The following is a 19,354-nucleotide window of genomic DNA, read 5'->3' on the forward strand; positions in this document are numbered from 1 at the left end:
CCGGGACGGTCAACCGCGTGCTGCGCGCCGGATCGCGGCAACGTACCGATCGGTGGCCAGCCGCTGGAGCAGCAGGCTGACCGGTCCGCCCAGCCGGGCCAGCGGTGACGCCAGCCGGAAGAAAACGCGGATCTCGTAGACGACCTCGCCCGCCGGGGTCAGCCGGACGAGGAAGCACTCCTCCCCGCTCTCGGGATGCCCGGGCAGGGTGCCGTAGGCGAATCCGCGCTCGTCGCCCCCGGTCTCGGCCCACACCACGCGGCAGGGGATGTCGTAGCCGAACCGGGGCAGACCCGCGGTCAGGACGACGACCGTTCCGGGCCGGCCGGCCGGGCCGGTGGCCCGCACCCGCAGGCCCACGCCGCGCTGCGCTCGCCAGCCGAAGACGGCGGCAGCCGCCCGCTCGAAGTCGTCCCGGCCGGATCCGACGACGGCCCGGCGGTGGGATCCGTGGAATCCCTCGGGCACGTCGCCCGTCCGTGCCGCACCCACCGAGGCGTAGGTCAACGGCGCGTCGAGGAGCCGGGCGGGGTCGGTCGCACGCAGCAAGCCCATCACGACCGCCCGGCACGCAGCAGGTAGGGCATGCACCCAGTCTGCGGGGCGCGAGACACGGCGCTCACTCCACCGGTGACCCAGGACCTGCGGCGCTCCGGCCGTGGCACGCCCGGCCACGGAACACCGGCCGACGGCGTCGGATCACCGGCCAGGGGACCGCCCCGCGTGGTCAGGGCAGCGGCGGTGCCTCGGTGATCGGCGGCGGTGCCTCGGTGATCGGCGGCGGTGCCTCGGTGATCGGCGGCGGTGCCTCGGTCGTGGGTGGTGGTGCCTCGGTCGTGGGTGGTGGTGCCTCGGTGGTCGGTGGTGGTGCCTCGGTGGTCGGTGGTGGTGCCTCGGTGGTCGGTGGTGGTGCCTCGGTGGTCGGTGGTGGTGCCTCGGTGGTCGGTGGTGGTGCCTCGGTCCTGGGTGGCGGTGCCTCGGTCGTCGGCGGGGCCTCCGACGTGGTCCGCCCGGCCGATGGCGGCGTGCTCGCCCGGTCCCCCGTCGTGGGAGCCCCCGGCGCGGGGAACGCGGCGAGAGCCGGCGCCGCCCCTGCCGGCCCGCCGGGTGCGGCCGCCGTGGACGATGTGTCGGCCCGGGTCGGCTGCCGGGCGCCGCTGATCCCGCTCCCCGAGCCGGCCGATGCGTCACCGACCGGACCGGCCGTCGACCGCCCGCCGGGAAGAATGGGTCGGTCGTCGTTGGCCAGCGCCGGCACGCCGATCGGGCCGGCGACATCCCCCGAGAAGGGCGCCGCTCCGCCGGCCGCGGTCGCCCCGGTAGTACCGATCGCGGCCTGCCGGCCGAGGGCGCCGGGACCGCCTCCGGTCATGCCCACGTAGATCACCACGAGGGCGACCAGGGCGGCCGCGCAGGCCAGGGCGAGGAGGAACAGTGCATCGAACGGTTCACGGCCGTCCTCAGGGAACGGATCGCCTGATCCCGTCCCCCCGCCGTCCCTCGCGTCGGGGGGTCCCGGGTCCGTAGGCGTCGTCGGCACGGGTCCTCCGGAGTTCGGCACGGATGAGCGCTCCGGCGCGGACTCTCCCCAACGGCAGGCGCCCGGCGGGGCGTCGAGGCGGCGCTGCCGCGGCAGGATCGGTACTCGTGCGGCGAGTTGCCACCCAGACGGCACCGGAGGGGAGCGCACAGTGGTGAAGCGGGCCGCGCCCTCGGGCAGGCCGCCTTCTGCTCCCACCTCGCGACGTCCCACCACGTAGGTTGATCGGCACTGTGCTCACCGCCGTCACCGCCACCCGCTACGTCACCCCGCTGCGCGAGGGTGGCTCGCTGCCGGGCCTCATGGAAGCCGACGACCTGGGCACGTACGTGGTCAAGTGGCGGGCCGCCGGACAGGGCGTCGAGGTGCTTGTCGCCGAGGTGATCTGCGCCGAGCTGGCCCGGGCGCTGGACCTGCCGGTGCCCGCGCTGGTCACGGTCGACGTCGTGCCGGAGCTCGCGGTCGGCGAGCCGGACTTCGAGGTGCAGGAGCTGCTCCAGCGCTCGGCCGGGCGCAACCTCGGTCTCGACTACTTGCCCGGGGCGCTGGACTTCGAGGCCGGGGCCGACGGAGTCCCTCCCGAGCTCGCCGGGCGCGTGCTGTGGTTCGACGCGCTGATCGGCAACGTCGACCGTTCCTGGCGCAATCCGAACATGCTGTTCTGGCACGGCCGGCTGCAGCTGATCGACCACGGTGCCGCACTGACCTTCCACCATCACTGGCCGGGGGCCGAGGCGGCGATCACGCGCCCCTACGACGCGTCCGCCCACGCCCTCCTCGAATGCGACCCCCAGGTGGCCGCCGCCGACGCCGCGCTGGCCGGCCGGGTCACCCGCCCGCTGCTGGAGGAAGTCCTCGCCCAGGTGCCCGACGAGTGGCTGGAGGAGGAGCCCGACGCGCTCCGGATCCGTTACGTCGAGCAGTTGCTGGCCCGGCTGGCCGCCCGCAACGCGTGGCTACCGCCGCTGGTGGCCGCGGCCGAGGCGGGCGGTGGCGCTCGGCGCCGTGCGCCACGGGGGGAGAACCGGCCGGCCTGGCTCGGCCCGCCCCCGCCGGAGGGGGTGACCCAGCGATGAGCCGCTCCGGGACCAGGGACACGTTCGAGTACGCCGTGCTGAGGGTCGTTCCGCGGGTCGAGCGGGGGGAGGCGTTCAACGCCGGCGTCCTCGTGTACTGCCGCCAGCGCGACTACCTGGGCTCGCGCGTGCACCTGGACGTCGACCGCCTGCACGCGCTGGACCCGACAGCGGATGCGGAGGCGATCCGCCGGGCGCTCCAGGCGGCCACCGACGTCTGCGCGGCGGCTCCCGGTGCGGGCGCGGCGGGGCGCGAGGCGCTCGGCTCGCGGTTCCGCTGGCTGACCGCACCCCGCAGCACGGTCATCCAGCCCGGCCCGGTGCACACCGGGCTCACCGAGGACCCGGACGCCGAGGCCGACCGTCTGCTCCGCCTGCTGGTCCTCCCGGTCGAAGCCTGAGCTCGCGCCGGTGTGCGGTCCAGGGGCATGGCAGGTGCGCAGTGAACTCGCGCCGGGGCCTCGTCCACCGGTCGCCACGTCACCACCGTGGGTGAACGGCCGGTGAACGCCGCCTTCACCGACCGTCCCTCGAGCGGTCATGGAGAGGTCGCAGACGCTTCCTAGCGTCGGGGACGGCTGACCTTCCCGCCGTCCCAGGAGATTCGATGACCCTGACCGAACCGCCCGTTACCGAGTCACCGGACCCGGACGACCGAAGCAGCAACCCCTCGACCGCCCGGCCCTTCATGGAGATCGCCGAGGCCCGGCTGTCCCGTCGCTCGGTGCTGGCCGGGGGCATGCTGGCCGCAGCCGGCTTCCTCACCACCAGCGTGGTCGGCGCACCGCCGGCCCGCGCCTTCACCGGCGGTGGGTCCACGGGGACCACCGCCGGTTCACTGCTCGGGTTCGAAGCGATCCCGCCGAGCGGCCTCGACGAGGTCGTCGTCCCCGACGGCTACTCCGCCCGTCCGTTCATCCCGTGGGGCACGCCGATCCTCGGGTTCTTCCCGGCGTTCCGCCCGGGCACGCCGAGCGAAGGCGTCCCGACCGGGAACACCGCCGACGAGCAGGCCCAGCAGGTCGGCATGCACCACGACGGCATGACCTACTTCCCGCTGGCCTCCGGCGACCGCGGCAACCGGCACGGGCTGCTCGTGCTCAACCACGAGTACACCGACGAGTACTACCTGCACCAGGGCACGTTCGTGGCCGGCTACGAGCCCCGGACGGCCGAAGGGGTGCGCAAGTCGCAGAACGCGCACGGCGTCTCCGTCGTCGAGATCGCGTGCGCCGCGTCCGGGGAGTGGCAGGTGGTCCGCTCGACGCGCAACCGCCGGATCACCGCCTCGACGCCGATGGCCTTTTCCGGCCCGGCCACGGGCCACGAGCTGGTCCGCACCACTGCGGACCGGGCCGGGCGCCGCCCGCTCGGCACGCTCAACAACTGCGGCAACGGGGAGACGCCCTGGGGCACCTACCTCACCTGCGAGGAGAACTTCAACGGGTACTTCCGGGTGGACGGCACCCTGGACGGCGACAGCGCCGCGCTGGTGAAGCGGTACGGGGTCGGAGGCGACCGCAACGGCTGGGCGGCGCACGACCCCCGCTTCGTCGTCACGCCGGAGGACCCCAACGAGGCCAACCGCTTCGGCTGGGTGGTCGAGATCGACCCGTTCGAGCCGGATTCCACGCCGGTCAAGCGGACCGCTCTCGGGCGGCTCAAGCACGAGGACGCGACCGTGCAGATCGCACGGGACGGGCGGGTCGTCGTCTACATGGGTGACGACCAGGTCAACGAGTACGTCTACAAGTTCGTCAGCGCGCACCGGTGGGACCACCCCCGGTTCCGGGGCCGTGCGCAGAGCCCCCTGGACGAGGGCACCCTCTACGTGGCGCGCTTCTCGGACGACGGGCGCGGCGAGTGGATCCCCCTGGTGCACGGTGAGCGCGGCCTGACCCCGGAGAACGGGTTCGCCGATCAGGGTGAGGTGCTGGTCAAGACCCGGCTGGCGGCCGACGAGGTGGGTGCGACGCCCATGGACCGCCCCGAGTGGACCGCCGTCGACCCGGACAGCGGGACCGTCTACCTGACGCTGACCAACAACGCCGACCGCACCGCCCCGAACGGCCCGAACCCGCGCGCCTTCCCGCCGGACGCCGACGGCAGGAGGGTCGGCAACAAGTGGGGCCACATCGTCCGCTGGGACGAGGACGGCGGTGACCACACCGCCACCGGCTTCCGCTGGGACCTGTTCCTGCTGGCCGGCCCAGGGGACGGGATCGACGGGTCGACGGTCGAGCCGGAGGACGCCTTCGGGTCGCCGGACGGGCTGTGGGTGGATCCCGACCGCCGGGCCTGGATCCAGACCGACGGCACGCAGCCGAACGGCGCCAACAACCAGATGCTGGCTGCCGATGCACGGGCGCCGTACCGCGCCGAGCCCGAGGTGCGCCGCTTCCTCACCGGCGTGGTCGGGTGCGAGGTCACCGGCATCGCGACGACGCCCGACCGGCGGACCCTGTTCGTCAACCTCCAGCACCCCGGTGAGGACGGCGGCAGCACGTGGCCGCGCCTGGACGGCATCGAGACGCCGCGGTCGGCGACCGTGATCGTCACCAAGGAAGACGGCGGCGTCATCGGCACCTGAGGGCGCCCGGTCCCTCCTCCGGGGCCGGTGCGACCGGCAGCCCGGAGGAGAGGCCGGCTCCTCGGTGCCCTCAGGTCGGCAGCAGGGCGTCGATCCGGCGGGCCAGCTGCACGTCGAGGTCGGTGACGCCGCCGGCCGAGTGCGTGGCGAGGTGCAGGTGCAGGGTGCGCCAGCGCAGGTCGACGTCCGGGTGGTGGTCCATCTCCTCGGCGACGTCGGCGATGGCGACGATCGCGGCGACGGCGTCGCGGAACGTGGGCAGCTGCACCTTGCGGTGGAGGCCGTCGCCGTCCCCCGTCCAGTGCGGGAGCTCCGCCAGCGCGGCGGCGACGTCGGCGGGGGAGAGGAGCGGCGGACGCGGCATCCGCCCATCCTGCCCGCGCTCAGCTCAGCTGTGGATGCCGCACTCGGTCTTGCCGCGGCCGGCCCAGCGGCCGGCGCGGGCGTCCTCGCCCGGTGCGACCGGGCGGGTGCACGGCGCGCAGCCGATCGAGCCGTAGCCGAGCTCGAAGAGGGGATTCACGGGGATCTGGTGCTCGGCGACGTAGGCGTCGACGTCCGCCTGGGTCCACGCGGCGATGGGGTTGAACTTGATCATCTCGCGCTTGGCGTCCCAGTCGACGATCTTCGTCCCCGCACGGGTGGGGGACTCGTCCCGCCGGATCCCCGAGCCCCACGCGACGTAGCGGGACAGGGTCTCGGCGAGCGGCGTCACCTTGCGGAGCGAGCAGCACAGGTCGGGGTCGCGGTCGTGCAGCCTCGCGCCGTACCGGGCGTCCTGCTCGGCGACGGTCTGCTCCGGCGTGACGTTGACCAGCGTGATCGGCAGGACGCCGGTGATCCAGTCCCGGGTGCCGATCGTCTCGGCGAAGTGGTAACCGGTGTCGAGGAAGATCACGTGCACGCCGGGGATGGCGGTGCTGGCCAGATGGGCGAGCAGCCCGTCCGCCATGGAGGAGGTGATCGCGAACTCGTCGCCGAAGGTGTCGCCGGCCCACTTGAGGACCGCCAGCGCCTGCTCGACCGGGTCCTCGATGCCGTCGAACCACGCGTCGGCGGCCTCGGCCAGCAGTGGCGTCGGGCGGATGGCCATCGTCATCCCTGCTGCACCCCCGTCGTGATCAGCCGCACCGTGAACGCCCGCAGGCACGACGCACAGCGCCACCCGTCGGGGGAGTCCTCGTACGGGGTGATGTCCTCGTCGCCGCAGTACGGGCAGTGGAACGGCGGCAGGTTCCGCGTGCTTCCCGCGTCCTCGCTCACACCGACCGGAGCTCCTCGGCGCGGGCCCGGCCGAGGCCCGGCGAACGTGACCCCGCCGCGCTCACGGCAGCCACGCCTCCGCGGCGCCCGCCGAGGTGGGCACCGGCCGGTGGTAGGTCGCGAGCCCTCACAGGAGCCACTCCTCCTCCGCGCGGGAGACGTAGGCGGCGAAGCGCTCACCGGGCTCGCGGCGGTCGAGGTAGCCCCGCAGCACCCGCTCGCAGTAGTCGGCGGTCTCGTCCTTGGTCACCTTGTGACCGCGGAACTTGCGGCCGAAGGCGGCGTCGATGCCGAGGTGCCCGCCCAGGTGGACCTGGAACCCCTCGACCATCTCGCCGGAGTCGTCGCGCACCATCGAGCCCTTGAAGCCGATGTCGGCGGTCTGGAAGCGGGCGCAGCTGTTGGGGCAGCCGTTGATGTTGATGGCGACGGGCTCGTCGAAGTCCGGCAGCCGCTTCTCCAGCTCGCGGTAGACCTCCTGCGCGAAGTGCTTGGTCTCCACGATCGCCAGCTTGCAGAACTCCAGGCCGGTGCAGGCCATCGTCCCGCGGCGGAAGGCGCTGGGACGCACCTGAAGGTCGTGCACGGCCAGCTCCGCGACCAGGTCCTCGACCTTCTCGTCCGGCACGTCGAGGATGACCAGCTTCTGCTGGGCCGTCGTCCGGATGCGGCCGGCGCCGAACCGCTCGGCGAGCTCCGCGACGGCGGCCAGTTCCGACCCGCTGGTGCGGCCCGTGCGGAGCGCGAAGCCGACGGCGTTGGCGCCGTCCTTCTGCCGCATGACGCCGACGTGGTCGCGCTGGTCGTGCCTGGCCGGGGCCGGCGCGGGGCCATCGGGCAGGGCCCGGTGCAGGAACTCGTCCTGCAGCACCTGGCGGAACTTCTCCGGGCCCCAGTCGGCCATCAGGAACTTGATGCGGGCACGGTTGCGCTGCCGGCGGTACCCGTAGTCGCGGAACACCGAGGTCACCGCGGCCCAGACCTCGGTGACCTCGTCCGGCCGGACGAAGACGCCGAGCCGCTGGGCCAGCTTGGGGTTGGTGGAGAGGCCCCCGCCGACCCAGAGGTCGTAGCCGGCCTGGCCGTCCTCGTTCACGACGCCCACGAACGAGACGTCGTTGATCTCGTGGCCGGTGCAGTGGTCCACGCACCCGGACATCGAGGTCTTCCACTTGCGCGGCAGATTGCTGAACTCGGGGCTGCCCACGTACTTCGCGACCGTCTCGGTGACCACGTCGGTGGCGTCGATGACCTCGTCCTCGAGGATCCCGGCCAGCGGGCAGTTGAGCATGACGCGGGGCGTGTCCCCGCAGGCCTCCGTCGTCCCGAGGCCGACCGCCTCCAGCCGCTCCCAGATCGTGGGGACGTCCTCGATGCGGATCCAGTGCAGCTGCACGTTCTGCCGGTCGGTCACGTCGGCGACGTTCCGGCCGAACTCGGTGGCGATGCCCGCGATCACCCGCAGCTGGTCGGCCGACAGCTGACCGCCGTCGATGCGGACGCGCAGCATGAAGTACGAGTCCTCGAGCTCCTCGGGCTCCAGCACGGCGGTCTTGCCGCCGGGGATGCCCTGGGCGCGCTGGGTGTAGAGCCCCATCCAGCGCATGCGGCCGCGCAGATCGCTGGGGTCGATGCCGTTGAACCCCGTGTACTGGTAGATGTCCAGGATCCGCTGACGGACCTCGAGCCCATCGGAGTCCTTCTTCATCCGCTCGTTCGGGTTGAGCGGCTCCCGGTAGCCGAGCGCCCACTGGCCCTCCCCACGCTGGGGACGGCTGCTGGCACGGGTGGGGGTGGTCACGGCGGGGCTTCTTCCTGCGCCCTCCGGCCACGCGGCAACCGGCCGCGGGGGCGAAGGGCACTGCAGATCGGAGGGCGCGGCGTCAGCCGCGCGGGGGACCGTTGTCAGCGCGTGGCGCGACAGACGGCGCTGGAGACCAGGGCCAGGTCGATGTGCAGACGCGCGACGAGCATCAGGCCGCGGTCCGTCATGCCTCTAGCGTGCCACAGCACAGGCGTTTCCGTGGGGTGGGGCAGATCACAGAACACTCGGGGGGTCCATCGCGTCCCGGATGCGGGCGACGGACTCCTCCAGCGGGGTGACCGAGGTGTCGAGGGTCAGCTCCGCGCGGGACGGCGGCTCGTAGGGGTCGCTGACACCCGTGAAGCCGGCGATCTCGCCGGCCCGGGCTCTCGCGTACAGACCCTTGACGTCGCGCTGCTCGCAGACCTCGAGCGGGGTGGAGAGATGGACGAGGACGAAGCGGCCGTGCTTCTCGACCAGCGCGCGGGCCTCCTCGCGGGCGGCCTCGTACGGCGCGATCGCCGCGACGACGACCGTGCCGCCGTGCCTGACCACCTCGCCGGCGACCCAGCCGATCCGCCGGATGTTGAGGTCGCGGTGCTCGCGCGAGAACGTGAGCTCGCTGGAGAGATGGGTCCGGACGACGTCGCCGTCCAGGACCGTGACCGGCCGGCCCTCGGCCTCCAGCCGGGCGACGAGGGCGTCGGCGACCGTGGACTTGCCGGCGCCGGAGAGACCGGTGAGGAAGACGGTGACGCCGGAGGCCTGCGGGGCGGGCATGCGGACCAGTGTCCCGGAGGCCGCCGTGAGCCGGTGTCGCCGGGTCGCGGTCAGGAGGTGGACGGGTCGCCGAAGGAGCGCCAGGCGTCCTCGATGGCGACGAGTTCCGCGGCGTGCGCCGGCAGGGTCCCGGCGACGACGTCGGCCAGCGTGACCTCCTCGAGCACCCGTCGGTAGCCGGCGCGGGCGGCCACCCAGACGGTGGACAGGGTCGTGGCCGCGCCGGGGTACTGCACGTCCTCGGGGCGCTTCCCGTGCACGTCGGCGAGGAAGCCCTGCTCGACCCGCATGACCCGGGCGATCGAGATCTCCGAGGGCGGGAGCGCCAGCCGGTAGCCGCCCTCGCGGCCGCGCTGGCTGGTGACCAGCCGGGCGTGCTGGAGGTCGCCGAGGATGGTCTGCAGGAACCGGGCGGGGATGCCCTGCGTCGTCGCGATGCGGTCGGCGGTCAGCGCTTCCGGGGCCGCGGCGGCCAGTTCGAGGGCGGCGCGGACGGCGTAGTCGACGCGGGCGGTGATGCGCACGGAGGTCATCCTGCCCGTCTGGCAGGGTGACCCGCCGTGCAGCAGCTGAGTTTCACCACCGTGGTGGAGGCGCCGCTGACCGTGGCGTTCGACGTCGCCCGGACGCTGGGGCGGCCGTGGAGGGCGCCGCTCGAGGAGGTCGTGTCCATCCGGCCGGAGCGCGACGTCTACGCCGTCGGCCCCGCACCCGGCTGGCGCTGGCTGACCCACTCCCGGCGCTTCACGGCCACCGGCGCCGGCACCCGGGTGGACGAGCAGGTCGACTGGGAGAGCGACGTGCCGGGTGTGCTCGGCCGGCTCCTCGACCGGGTGGTGCTGCGCCGGCGCATCCGCCGCGCGATGCGGTCGCACCTGGACGCCTACGCCGCCGCGGCCGAGCGCCGCGCCCTCGACGTCCTGCAGGTGGTGGGCGCCGCGATCGTCGACGACGGCCGGGTGCTGGTCGCGCAGCGGGCGGGGGGCCCGTTCGACGGTCTGTGGGAGTTCCCCGGTGGCAAGGTCGAGCCGGGGGAGTCGGAGCTCTCGGCGCTGGTCCGCGAGTGCGCCGAGGAGCTGGGCGCCGCGATCGAGCCCGGGGCGTTCGTCGGCGAGGTGCTGCTCGACGGCGTCGTCGGCGGGGGCGCCCCGGGGGCCTCGACGCTGCGGGTGTGGTCGGCCCGGCTGGTGGGGAAGGAGCCCGTGGCGCACGAGCACGCGGCCCTGCGGTGGGTACGGGCGGACGAGCTGGAGGCGCTGGACTGGATCCCCGCGGACCGCCCCCTGCTCCCCGCCGTCCGCACCCTCCTCTGACCCGCTTTCCGCACCGGAAGCTCCGCTCCGAGATCCAGCTTTCCGTACAGGAAGCTGACCTGGGCCACGGGTTGTGGACGACGGCGGCGCCGGCGACGGTCCGTGCGCGACGCTGCGGCACGTGGCCAGATCACTGCAGGCGCTCAGCGGCGTCTTCCTCGGCTCGCACGCTGTCGCCGACGGGCTGGTGACACGGACCCAGCTGCAGTCGGGGCTCTATCGCCGTCTGTTCCAGGACGTCTACGCCGATCCGCACCTGGCGGTGGACCACCGCCTGTACGCACGTGGAGCCATGTTGGTCATGCCGCCCGCAGCTGTGCTCGCCGGTCGCTCCGCGGCGGCCTGGTTCGACGCGCCCTTCGCTGGTTCGACCGATCCGGTCCTGGTCGTCGTCCCGCCGGACTGCCCATGGCGGGGCCCACGGGGCATCCGGGTGCACCGCACGGACATCGGACCCGCCGAGGTCCTCACCCTCGACGACTCCGACGACCTCGTGCGTCTGACCACCCCGCTCCGCACCGCGTGGGAGATCGCCACGCTCGAGCCGTTGGCGCCGGCCGTCGCCCTGCTGGACGCCATGATCCGCGCCGGACACGTGGACGACGGATCTCTGGCGCGGATCGCGCGGGACCGGCGCGGGCAGTGGGGCTCGAGGCGCTTCGCGAGGGTGGTACCGCTGGCCGACGGACGGAGCGAGAGCCGGCCCGAGTCGCTGGTCAGGGTGGCGTGTGTGCGAGCCGGTCTGCCCGCACCCGTGCCGCAGTTCGTCGTGACGGCGAACGGGCAGTTCCTGGGCCGGGTGGACCTCGCCTGGCCGGAGGCCCGCTTGATCGTGGAGTACGAGGGCGCTCATCACTTCGACGAGCTGCACATCCGGCGGGACGATCGACGTTACGAGCGACTGGTCGCCGCCGGCTGGCGAGTCATCCGACTGAGTTGGGCCGACCTGCGGGACCTGGCCGACGCGGTCTCTCGGATCGCTCGCGCCCTGGGTCTGCCCCTGACGGCCGGTTGAGCACCGTCTTCCGCTTTCCGTACCGAAAGCTGAGCTGGGAACCGCAGCTTTCGGTACAGAAAGCGGGGAGGGGCTACTTGAGGGCGTCCTTGATGTGCTCGCCCGCCTGCTTGAGGTTGCTCTTCGTCTCTTCCTTCTGGCCCTCCGCCTGCAGGTCGGGGTTGTCAGTGGCGTCGCCGGCCGCCTGCTTCCCCTTGCCGGAGACCTCCTCGATCTTGTTGGTGAGCTTGTCCGTGCCGCTCATGGTCCGCACTCCTCTGCTCGACGTCCGTACCGGAGGAGACGAATACCCGGGCGGCACGGCCGCCGAACCTGTATGCGATCGTGCGCGGGAAGCTCTCCTGTGAGGACGCCGAACGCGAGGAAAGTTCAGCCCGGCGACGGTCGCGCATGGTGTGGAAGTTACGGTTGTGGCGCGGGTCGTGGGCCCAGATCACAACTCGATGACGTCCGTGGACACCCCCTCCGCGGCGTGCCTAGGGTCCACCCGTCGTACTGGGGAGGTCTCTGCCTTCCGGGTGCGCCCCGATCGTGACCAATCAGTCGACCGAGGGCCCCTCTGCCGGGCGCGGTTCGACCTGTCCGTTCCCCCCGCTCACGCGGGACGAGGGAGGCCTTGCACGTGAAGTCCAGCAAGCGCAGTAGTTCGCTCGTCGCGACGGCCATCGCCGCCGCGCTGCTGATGACCGCCTGTGGCGGCGGCGGCGAAGAGGCCGCCGAGGAGGGCGGCACCGCCGAGGGTGGCGGCACCTTCAGCATGTACATCGGCGAGCCCCAGAACCCGCTGGTGCCCGGCAACACGACCGAGAGCGAGGGCGACCAGGTCGTCAACTCCCTGTGGACGGGTCTGATCGGCTACTCGAACGACGGTGAGGTCGAGTACACCGGCGTGGCCGAGTCGATCGAGTCCGAGGACAACACGACCTGGACCATCACGCTCAAGGACGGCTGGACCTTCCACGACGGCACGCCCGTCGACGCGGAGTCCTTCGTCAACGCGTGGAACTACACCGCCTACAGCCCCAACGCCCAGGGTGGTTCCGGCTACCTCTCGCGCATCGCCGGCTACGAGGAGCTGCAGGCCCCCGTCGACGAGGCGACCGGCGAGCCCACCGGCCAGCCCGCCGCCACCGAGATGAGCGGCCTCGCCGTCGTCGACGACACCACCTTCACGGTGACGCTGAGCTCGCCGTTCGCGCAGTGGCCGGCGGTCGTCGGGTACAACCCGTTCTACCCGCTGCCCCAGGCCTTCTTCGACGACCCGGAGGGCTTCGGCAGCCGGCCGATCGGCAACGGCCCCTTCCAGGCCGAGGAGGAGTTCGTCCCCGGTGAGGGCATCACCCTGACCCGGTACGAGGACTACGCCGGCGAGAACAAGGCCCAGGCCGAGGCGGTCGAGTACCGCGTCTACGCCGAGGTCGGCACCGCCTACACCGACACCCAGGACGGCAACCTCGACATCGTCGACGTGATCCCGCCCGACGCCATCGCGACGGCGGAGGAGGAGTTCGGCGACCGGTTCATCCGCACCCAGTCGTCCCAGATCACCTACCTCGGCTTCCCGACCTACGACGCCCGGTACGCCGACCCGCGGGTCCGCCAGGCCATCTCGATGGCCGTCGACCGGGAGGCGATCTCGGAGGCGATCTTCGAGGGCACCCGCACCCCGGCCGACTCGTTCATCGCGCCGGTCGTCGAGGGCTACCGCGAGGGCATCTGCGAGTACTGCACCTTCGACCCGGAGGCGGCCAACGACCTCCTCGACGAGGCCGGCTTCGACCGGAGCCGGCCGATCGAGCTGTGGTTCAACGCCGGCGCCGGTCACGAGGCGTGGATGGAGGCCGTGGGCAACCAGCTGCGGGAGAACCTCGACGTCGAGTACGTCCTGCAGGGCAACCTGGACTTCTCCGAGTACCTGCCGCTGGGCGAGAGCCGGGGCTTCACCGGGCCCTACCGCTACGGCTGGAGCTTCGACTACCCGAGCGCGGACAGCTATCTGACCCCGCTGTTCACGACGGCGGCTCAGCCGCCGGCGGGCTCGAACTACAGCTTCTACACCAACCCCGAGGTGGAGCAGCTGCTGGTCCAGGGCGACCAGGCCTCGAGCGCCGAGGACGCCATCGCGGCCTATCAGGAGGCGGAGGACATCCTGATCCAGGACATGCCGATGGCCCCGATGTTCTTCACCGAGATCCAGTCGGTGCACTCCGAGAACGTCGAGAACGTCACGCTGGACCTGTTCCAGCGGGTCCGGGTCGAGGACGTCACCGTCGTCGGCTGATTCCCCAGTACCACCGCACGACCCGCCGGGGGCACTGTTCTTCACAGGACAGTCGCCCCCGGCGGCGCGCGTGCCCCCTACCGGATGCACGATGGAACTCGCGTGACCGCTGACCGCGGTCCCGCACATACCTGAGGGGGAACATGGGCCGCTACGTAGCGCGCCGCCTCTTGCTGACGATCCCGGTCCTGCTCGGCGCGTCGTTCCTGATCTTCGCGATGGTCTACGCGCTGCCCGGCGACCCCATCCGTGCCCTGGCCGGCGACCGCCCACTGCCCGCCGCCGTGATGGCCCAGCTACGCGACGAGTTCAACCTCAACGACCCGCTCGGCATCCAGTACCTCAAGTACGTGGGCGACCTGGTCCAGGGCGACCTCGGCACCGCCTTCAACGGTCAGCCGGTCGCGGACATCATCGCCCGGACGCTGCCGGTCACGGTGCGGCTGGCCCTGGTCGCCGTGGCGTTCGAGATCCTCATCGGCATCGTCGCAGGCGTTTTGGCCGGCATCCGGCGCAACGGTTACTTCGACAACCTCGTGCTGGTCTCGACGACGCTCATCGTCTCCATCCCGATCCTGGTGCTCGGCTTCGTGGCCCAGTTCGTGTTCGGTCTGCAGCTGGGCTGGTTCCCCATCGCGGGGACGCGCGAGGGGCTCTACAGCTACCTCCTGCCCGGGCTCATCCTCGCCTCCGGCTCGCTGGCGTACGTCGCCCGGCTCACGCGGACCAGCGTGGCCGAGAACATGCGGGCCGACTACGTCCGGACGGCGCGGGCGAAGGGCCTGCCCAGTCGGACGGTCATCCTCCGCCACACCTTGCGCAACAGCCTGATCCCGGTGGTGACCTTCATCGGCGCCGACATCGGCACGCTGCTGGGCGGCGCCATCGTCACCGAGTCGGTGTTCAACCTGCCCGGGATGGGGCGCGAGGTCTACAACGCCGTGCGCCAGCAGGAGGGCGCGGTCGTCGTCGGCATCGTGACGCTGATGGTCTTCTTCTTCATCTTCTTCAACCTGGTCGTCGACGTGCTCTACGCCGTCCTCGACCCGAGGATCCGTTATGACTGAGCAGCAGCAGCAGGATCTGCGGCGCGACGAGGTCGAGGCCGGGACGACGACGGGCCTCGGCACGCCCTCGGTCGATGTCACCAGCGAGCGGCAGAACAGCCTCTGGAGCGATGCCTGGAAGACGCTCAAGCGGAACCCGCTGTTCTGGATCGGCGCCTTCCTGGGCGCCATCTTCACGCTCATGGCGATCGCCCCGCAGTGGTTCGCCCGCGGCGCCGATCCGCGCGACTGCGACCTGGCGAACTCACGTGACCTGCCCTCCGCTGAGCACTGGTTCGGCTACGACCAGCAGGGGTGCGACTACCTGGCCAACGTCGTCTACGGCGCCCGCAGCTCCCTGATCATCGGCATCGTCGCCGTCCTCGTCGTGCTGCTGCTGGGCGTCGTCGTCGGCGCCATCGCCGGCTACGTCGGAGGCTTCACCGACGGGCTGCTCTCCCGCGTGGCCGACATCTTCTACGGCCTGCCGCTGATCCTCGGCGCACTGGTGCTCCTGCGGGTGGGTCCGTCGACGGACCTGCCCGTCATCAGCAGCCGCGGGCCTGGTGCCGTCGCGCTGGCCCTCGCGCTGTTCGGCTGGATGACCGCCATGCGCCTGGTCCGCTCCCAGGTCATCGCCGTCAAGAGCTCGGACTACGTGGCTGCCGCACGGGCGATGGGTGCCTCCAGCCCGCGTATCCTCGTGCGCCACATCCTGCCGAACGCCGTCGCGCCGGTGCTCGTCTACGCGACCATCACCATCGGCGTGCTCATCGCCGCCGAAGCGACCCTGACCTACTTGGGCGTGGGACTGCAGCGCCCAGCCATCTCCTGGGGCCTGCAGATCGACGCCGGACAGGACCTCCTGCGCACCGCGCCGCACCTGGTCCTGTTCCCCAGCCTGATCCTGACCCTGACCGTGATGGCCTTCATCATGATGGGCGACGCCCTGCGCGACGCCCTCGACCCGAGGCAGCGCTCATGACCATCCTGCCCAGCCCCACGCCAGCCGTCCGGGGTGGCGGTGGCACCGCGCCGATCCTTTCGGTCGAGGATCTCCACGTCGAGTTCCGCACCCGGGAGAACGTCGTCAACGCCGTGAACGGCATCAGTTACACGGTGTCCGAGGGTGAGACACTCGCCATCCTGGGCGAGTCCGGCTCCGGCAAGTCGGTGTCGGCGCAGGCGATCATGGGCATCCTCGACACGCCCCCCGCGCAGATCCCCCACGGTGAGATCTGGTTCGAGGGCCGCAACCTCCTGACCCTGCCCGCGGAGGAGCAGCGCAAGGTCCGGGGCCCCGGAATCTCGATGATCTTCCAGGACGCCCTGTCGGCGCTGAACCCGGTGTACAGCGTCGGGTTCCAGATCGGCGAGATGTTCCGTGCCCACCGCGGGCTCTCCCGCAAGGAGGCCAAGCAGCACGCCATCGAGCTCATGGATCGCGTGCGCATCCCGGCCGCTGCCCAGCGGGTGAACGACTATCCGCACCAGTTCTCCGGCGGCATGCGCCAGCGGGTGATGATCGCGATGGCGATCGCGCTGGACCCGCGGATCCTCATCGCCGACGAGCCCACCACGGCGCTCGACGTCACCGTCCAGGCGCAGGTCATGGACCTACTCAAGGACCTGCAGCGGGAGACGGGGATGGGCCTGGTGCTCATCACCCACGACCTCGGCGTCGTCAACGAGGTGGCCGACAACGTGGCGGTCATGTACGCGGGCCGGATCGTCGAGCGCGGAACCGTCGACGAGGTGTTCACCAACCCTGCGCACCCGTACACCGACGGGCTCATGAGCTCGGTGCCGCAGGTGGAGGCCAAGGGCGGCCGGCTGCTGCCGATCGCCGGCCAGCCGCCGAACCTCGCGAAGATCCCGTCCGGCTGCCCCTTCCACCCGCGCTGCTCGCGCCGCCGCTTCGGCGCCGACGCGCTCCCTGGCCGCGACTGCGCCGGTGACGTGCCGCCGCTGCGCCTCGTCGTCCCCGGCCGTGAAGCGGCCTGCCACTACAGCGAGGAGGTGCTCGGTGTCTGAGGACAGCTCCGGGAGCATCGCAGCGAGAAACCAGAGAGGAGCGGACCGGAGGACACTGCCCGAGCCGACCGGAGCCACCGCGGCGTCCGACGTCCCGGACGCCGAGTCGGCGCTGCCGCCGGCGCCCGCGCCCGGGGAGCCGCTCCTGGAGATCAAGGGGCTGAAGAAGCACTTCCCGCTCACCCAGGGGATCGTCTTCAAGCGGACCATCGGCCACGTCCGCGCCGTGGACGGCGTGAACCTCACCCTCCGCCGCGGCGAGACGCTGGGGCTGGTCGGCGAGTCCGGCTGCGGGAAGTCCACGGTCTCGAAGCTGCTGGTGGCGCTGGAGAAGCCCACCGAGGGCTCCATCCTCTACAAGGGCCGGGACGTCGCCACGATGGGCGGGCGCGCGCTCAAGCAGTACCGCCGCGAGGTCCAGATCATCTTCCAGGACCCGTACGCCTCGCTGAACCCGCGCATGACCGTGGGCGACATCGTCGCGGAGGGCTGGTCGGTGCACGCCGACATCGCCCCGCGGAAGGGCCGGCTCAAGCGCACCCAGGAGCTGATGGACCGGGTCGGTCTCAACCCGGACTTCGTCAACCGGTACCCGCACCAGTTCTCCGGCGGCCAGCGCCAGCGCATCGGCATCGCCCGCGCCCTGGCGCTGCAGCCGGAGATCATCATCTGCGACGAGCCGGTGTCGGCCCTCGACGTGTCGGTGCAGGCGCAGGTGGTCAACCTGCTCGAGGACCTGCAGGACGACTTCGGGCTCTCCTACCTGTTCATCGCCCACGACCTGTCGGTGGTCCGCCACATCTCCGATCGGGTCGCGGTCATGTACCTCGGCAGCGTCGTCGAGGAGGGCACGGACGAGCAGGTGTACGGCTCGCCGTCGCACCCCTACACCCAGGCGCTGCTGTCGTCGGTGCCGCTGCACGAGCCGGCCCTGCGCGGCCAGAAGGACCGGATCCTGCTCCAGGGGGACGTCCCCAGTCCGGCGAACCCGCCCTCGGGCTGCCGCTTCCGCACCCGGTGCTGGAAGGCGCAGGAGATTTGCGCCGTCGAGGCGCCGGCGCTCGTCGACCGGGGCCAGGGACACCCGTCCGCCTGCCACTTCGCCGAGGCCCGGACCGTGGTGCCGGTCGACGCGGAGTGAGGAAGGCCTGACCGGGGTCGACCGGTCCGCGCAGCCCGACCCACCGGCTCGGCTCCGTAGGCGACGGCACGTGGCCGCGGTGCGATCCGGCAGGATCGCGGTGTGAACGCCCCCTCCCGCCGCTTGCTGCTGGTGCACGCCCATCCGGACGACGAGACGATCAACAACGGCGTCACCATGGCCCGGTACGTCGCGGAGGGGTCGCAGGTCACCCTCCTCACCTGCACGCTGGGTGAGGAGGGGGAGGTCCTGGTGCCGGAGCTGTCGCAGCTGGCCGCCGACCAGGCCGACCAGCTCGGCGGCTACCGCATCTGGGAACTCCGGGCGGCGATGGCGGCGCTCGGCGTCACCGACATGCGGTTCCTCGGGGGAGCCGGCCGCTACCGCGACTCCGGGATGATGGGGACGCCGGCCAACGACAAGCCGCGAGCCTTCTGGCGGGCCGACCTGGACGAGGCCGTCGCGCACGCCGTGGCGGTCGTCCGCGAGGTCCGCCCGCAGGTGGTCGTCACCTACGACGAGAACGGCGGCTACGGCCACCCCGACCACATCCAGGCCCACCGGGTGGCCATGGGGGCGGTGGCCGCCGCCGCGGATCCCGCGTACCGGCCGGAGCTGGGGAAGGCGTGGTCGGTGGCCAAGGTGTACTGGTGCTGCGTGCCGCGGTCGGTGCTGCAGCAGGGCATCGACGCCCTCGCGGCCGCCGGCGACGCGTCGTTCTTCGCGGGCGTGGAGAGCGCCGACGACATCCCATTCGCCGTGGACGACGCAGAGGTCACCGCCGCCGTCGACGGGCGCGTGTTCGTGGCCCGGAAGGACGCCGCGATGCGGGCCCACCCGACGCAGATCCAGGTCGACGGGCCCTTCTTCGCCCTCTCCAACAACCTGGGCCTGGAGGTCCTCGGCGTGGAGTACTACCGGCTGGTGCAGGGTGAGCGCGGCCCGGCGGGCCCGGGCCCGGAGGGCTGGGAGGACGACCTGTTCGCGGGCGTGCCCGGATGAGGCGATGGGGCGAACAGGGCTGCTGGGCCCTGACCGCCGTCGTCGCCGCCGGATGGCTGGCCCTGGTGGAGGTCTTCTGGCTGCCCCTGCGCCTGGGCGGCGTCCTCGTCCCGCTGTCGGTCCCGGTCGCCGTCGTCGGCAACCTGCTGCTGCCCGCCGCAGCCCTGCGGTACTCCGGCAGCCGCCTCGTCGCCGTCCTGCCGGCCGTCACCTGGTCGGTGGTCGTGGTCGCGGCGATGATCCGGCGGCCCGAGGGGGACCTCATCATGAGCGGGGTCGGCGCCGTCGGCGTGGTGAACCTGGTGTTCCTGATGCTCGGCGTCCTGGCCGCCGCGTTCTCCGTCGGCCGGGTCCTGGGAGGTGCGCGCCGACCCGCCGTCAGGCCGGAGGTCGTGCCGACCCGGGACCCGGCCGGTAGTGGTACCGGCGGTCCTCCGTGAGCACCGGAAGCCCCTAGCGGATCAGGGGG

21 protein-coding genes are annotated in these 19,354 nt (G+C 72.1%); 13 read left to right on the forward strand and 8 right to left on the reverse strand.

Features of this window, described 5'->3' with window-relative positions:
- Positions 1-9: 9 nt before the first annotated feature.
- Positions 10-555, reverse strand: a complete 546-nt coding sequence (locus ACFSHS_RS10625) for a DUF1990 family protein (protein ID WP_376875057.1) — start codon at positions 553-555, stop codon at positions 10-12.
- Between the two features lie 194 nt (positions 556-749).
- Here ACFSHS_RS10625 and ACFSHS_RS10630 point away from each other — a divergent pair, with 194 nt between their 5' ends.
- From ACFSHS_RS10630 to ACFSHS_RS10645, 4 genes are all read left to right on the forward strand, one after another.
- On the forward strand, positions 750-1,382 hold the full coding sequence (locus tag ACFSHS_RS10630; RefSeq protein WP_376875060.1) for a hypothetical protein: 633 nt from the start codon (positions 750-752) through the stop codon (positions 1,380-1,382).
- A gap of 391 nt (positions 1,383-1,773) precedes the next feature.
- A complete protein-coding gene (locus ACFSHS_RS10635) occupies positions 1,774-2,616 on the forward strand; it encodes a HipA family kinase (protein WP_376875063.1) in 843 nt (280 codons plus the stop codon).
- Positions 2,613-3,017 carry a DUF3037 domain-containing protein gene (locus ACFSHS_RS10640; protein WP_376875066.1) on the forward strand — a complete coding sequence of 135 codons (405 nt, stop codon included), beginning with the start codon at positions 2,613-2,615 and terminating at the stop codon, positions 3,015-3,017. Before ACFSHS_RS10635 ends, ACFSHS_RS10640 begins: the two co-directional genes overlap by 4 nt.
- Before the next feature lie 206 nt (positions 3,018-3,223).
- Positions 3,224-5,206, forward strand: a complete 1,983-nt coding sequence (locus ACFSHS_RS10645) for a PhoX family protein (RefSeq protein WP_376875069.1) — start codon at positions 3,224-3,226, stop codon at positions 5,204-5,206.
- 70 nt (positions 5,207-5,276) lie between these two features.
- On the opposite strand, the gene ACFSHS_RS10650 is transcribed toward ACFSHS_RS10645, so the two are convergent.
- The 6 genes from ACFSHS_RS10650 to ACFSHS_RS10675 form a co-directional block, all read right to left on the reverse strand.
- A complete protein-coding gene (locus tag ACFSHS_RS10650; RefSeq protein WP_376875072.1) occupies positions 5,277-5,570 on the reverse strand; it encodes a 4a-hydroxytetrahydrobiopterin dehydratase in 294 nt (97 codons plus the stop codon).
- 24 nt (positions 5,571-5,594) lie between these two features.
- Positions 5,595-6,305 carry a phosphoadenylyl-sulfate reductase gene (locus ACFSHS_RS10655; protein WP_376875075.1) on the reverse strand — a complete coding sequence of 237 codons (711 nt, stop codon included), beginning with the start codon at positions 6,303-6,305 and terminating at the stop codon, positions 5,595-5,597.
- A complete protein-coding gene (locus tag ACFSHS_RS10660; protein WP_376875078.1) occupies positions 6,302-6,469 on the reverse strand; it encodes a hypothetical protein in 168 nt (55 codons plus the stop codon). Before ACFSHS_RS10660 ends, ACFSHS_RS10655 begins: the two co-directional genes overlap by 4 nt.
- 127 nt (positions 6,470-6,596) lie before the next feature.
- Positions 6,597-8,270, reverse strand: a complete 1,674-nt coding sequence (locus tag ACFSHS_RS10665; protein ID WP_376875081.1) for a nitrite/sulfite reductase — start codon at positions 8,268-8,270, stop codon at positions 6,597-6,599.
- A gap of 237 nt (positions 8,271-8,507) precedes the next feature.
- Positions 8,508-9,053: an adenylyl-sulfate kinase gene (gene cysC, locus ACFSHS_RS10670; RefSeq protein WP_376875084.1), complete on the reverse strand. Its 546-nt coding sequence runs from the start codon at positions 9,051-9,053 to the stop codon at positions 8,508-8,510.
- Between the two features lie 50 nt (positions 9,054-9,103).
- On the reverse strand, positions 9,104-9,586 hold the full coding sequence (locus ACFSHS_RS10675) for an RrF2 family transcriptional regulator (protein ID WP_376875087.1): 483 nt from the start codon (positions 9,584-9,586) through the stop codon (positions 9,104-9,106).
- A gap of 27 nt (positions 9,587-9,613) precedes the next feature.
- On the opposite strand from ACFSHS_RS10675, the gene ACFSHS_RS10680 reads away from it, so the two are divergent.
- Positions 9,614-10,366 carry a (deoxy)nucleoside triphosphate pyrophosphohydrolase gene (locus ACFSHS_RS10680; RefSeq protein ID WP_376875090.1) on the forward strand — a complete coding sequence of 251 codons (753 nt, stop codon included), beginning with the start codon at positions 9,614-9,616 and terminating at the stop codon, positions 10,364-10,366.
- A gap of 121 nt (positions 10,367-10,487) precedes the next feature.
- Positions 10,488-11,381, forward strand: a complete 894-nt coding sequence (locus tag ACFSHS_RS10685) for an endonuclease domain-containing protein (RefSeq protein ID WP_376875093.1) — start codon at positions 10,488-10,490, stop codon at positions 11,379-11,381.
- Between the two features lie 73 nt (positions 11,382-11,454).
- Here ACFSHS_RS10685 and ACFSHS_RS10690 read toward each other — a convergent pair whose 3' ends face one another.
- Complete coding sequence (locus ACFSHS_RS10690; protein ID WP_376875096.1) at positions 11,455-11,625, reverse strand: CsbD family protein; 171 nt, start codon at positions 11,623-11,625, stop codon at positions 11,455-11,457.
- Between the two features lie 378 nt (positions 11,626-12,003).
- On the opposite strand from ACFSHS_RS10690, the gene ACFSHS_RS10695 reads away from it, so the two are divergent.
- The 7 genes from ACFSHS_RS10695 to ACFSHS_RS10725 all read left to right on the forward strand — a co-directional run bounded on the left by ACFSHS_RS10695 (position 12,004) and on the right by ACFSHS_RS10725 (position 19,325).
- A complete protein-coding gene (locus ACFSHS_RS10695; protein WP_376875099.1) occupies positions 12,004-13,662 on the forward strand; it encodes a peptide ABC transporter substrate-binding protein in 1,659 nt (552 codons plus the stop codon).
- Between the two features lie 143 nt (positions 13,663-13,805).
- Positions 13,806-14,729 (forward strand): ABC transporter permease, encoded by a 924-nt coding sequence (locus ACFSHS_RS10700; RefSeq protein ID WP_376875102.1) that lies wholly within the window; start codon positions 13,806-13,808, stop codon positions 14,727-14,729.
- Entirely contained in the window at positions 14,722-15,693 is a 972-nt protein-coding gene (locus ACFSHS_RS10705; RefSeq protein ID WP_376875105.1) for an ABC transporter permease, read from the forward strand. The genes ACFSHS_RS10700 and ACFSHS_RS10705 overlap by 8 nt, the downstream gene beginning before the upstream one ends.
- Positions 15,690-16,742, forward strand: coding sequence for an ABC transporter ATP-binding protein (locus ACFSHS_RS10710; RefSeq protein WP_376875108.1), 1,053 nt, complete (start codon positions 15,690-15,692; stop codon positions 16,740-16,742). The genes ACFSHS_RS10705 and ACFSHS_RS10710 overlap by 4 nt, the downstream gene beginning before the upstream one ends.
- The gene (locus tag ACFSHS_RS10715) at positions 16,735-17,883 is read left to right on the forward strand and encodes an ABC transporter ATP-binding protein (protein ID WP_458199628.1); all 1,149 of its coding nucleotides are present in this window, start codon (positions 16,735-16,737) and stop codon (positions 17,881-17,883) included. Before ACFSHS_RS10710 ends, ACFSHS_RS10715 begins: the two co-directional genes overlap by 8 nt.
- Positions 17,884-17,985: 102 nt before the next feature.
- Positions 17,986-18,885, forward strand: coding sequence for an N-acetyl-1-D-myo-inositol-2-amino-2-deoxy-alpha-D-glucopyranoside deacetylase (mshB, locus tag ACFSHS_RS10720; protein ID WP_376875111.1), 900 nt, complete (start codon positions 17,986-17,988; stop codon positions 18,883-18,885).
- A complete protein-coding gene (locus ACFSHS_RS10725; RefSeq protein WP_376875114.1) occupies positions 18,882-19,325 on the forward strand; it encodes a hypothetical protein in 444 nt (147 codons plus the stop codon). Before mshB ends, ACFSHS_RS10725 begins: the two co-directional genes overlap by 4 nt.
- Positions 19,326-19,354 lie beyond the last annotated feature (29 nt).

The organism is Blastococcus deserti (assembly GCF_042682525.1).
Taxonomy (GTDB): Bacteria; Actinomycetota; Actinomycetes; order Mycobacteriales; family Geodermatophilaceae; genus Blastococcus_B; species Blastococcus_B deserti.

Coding starts and splice junctions, on each gene's coding strand:
- ACFSHS_RS10625 (WP_376875057.1), bottom strand. CDS start 555: ATGGGCTTGCTGCGTGCGACCGACCCCGCCCGGCTCCTCGACGCGCCG.
- ACFSHS_RS10640 (WP_376875066.1), top strand. CDS start 2,613: ATGAGCCGCTCCGGGACCAGGGACACGTTCGAGTACGCCGTGCTGAGG.
- ACFSHS_RS10645 (WP_376875069.1), top strand. CDS start 3,224: ATGACCCTGACCGAACCGCCCGTTACCGAGTCACCGGACCCGGACGAC.
- ACFSHS_RS10650 (WP_376875072.1), bottom strand. CDS start 5,570: ATGCCGCGTCCGCCGCTCCTCTCCCCCGCCGACGTCGCCGCCGCGCTG.
- ACFSHS_RS10655 (WP_376875075.1), bottom strand. CDS start 6,305: ATGACGATGGCCATCCGCCCGACGCCACTGCTGGCCGAGGCCGCCGAC.
- cysC (WP_376875084.1), bottom strand. CDS start 9,053: ATGCCCGCCCCGCAGGCCTCCGGCGTCACCGTCTTCCTCACCGGTCTC.
- ACFSHS_RS10675 (WP_376875087.1), bottom strand. CDS start 9,586: ATGACCTCCGTGCGCATCACCGCCCGCGTCGACTACGCCGTCCGCGCC.
- ACFSHS_RS10690 (WP_376875096.1), bottom strand. CDS start 11,625: ATGAGCGGCACGGACAAGCTCACCAACAAGATCGAGGAGGTCTCCGGC.
- ACFSHS_RS10700 (WP_376875102.1), top strand. CDS start 13,806: ATGGGCCGCTACGTAGCGCGCCGCCTCTTGCTGACGATCCCGGTCCTG.
- ACFSHS_RS10705 (WP_376875105.1), top strand. CDS start 14,722: ATGACTGAGCAGCAGCAGCAGGATCTGCGGCGCGACGAGGTCGAGGCC.
- ACFSHS_RS10710 (WP_376875108.1), top strand. CDS start 15,690: ATGACCATCCTGCCCAGCCCCACGCCAGCCGTCCGGGGTGGCGGTGGC.
- ACFSHS_RS10725 (WP_376875114.1), top strand. CDS start 18,882: ATGAGGCGATGGGGCGAACAGGGCTGCTGGGCCCTGACCGCCGTCGTC.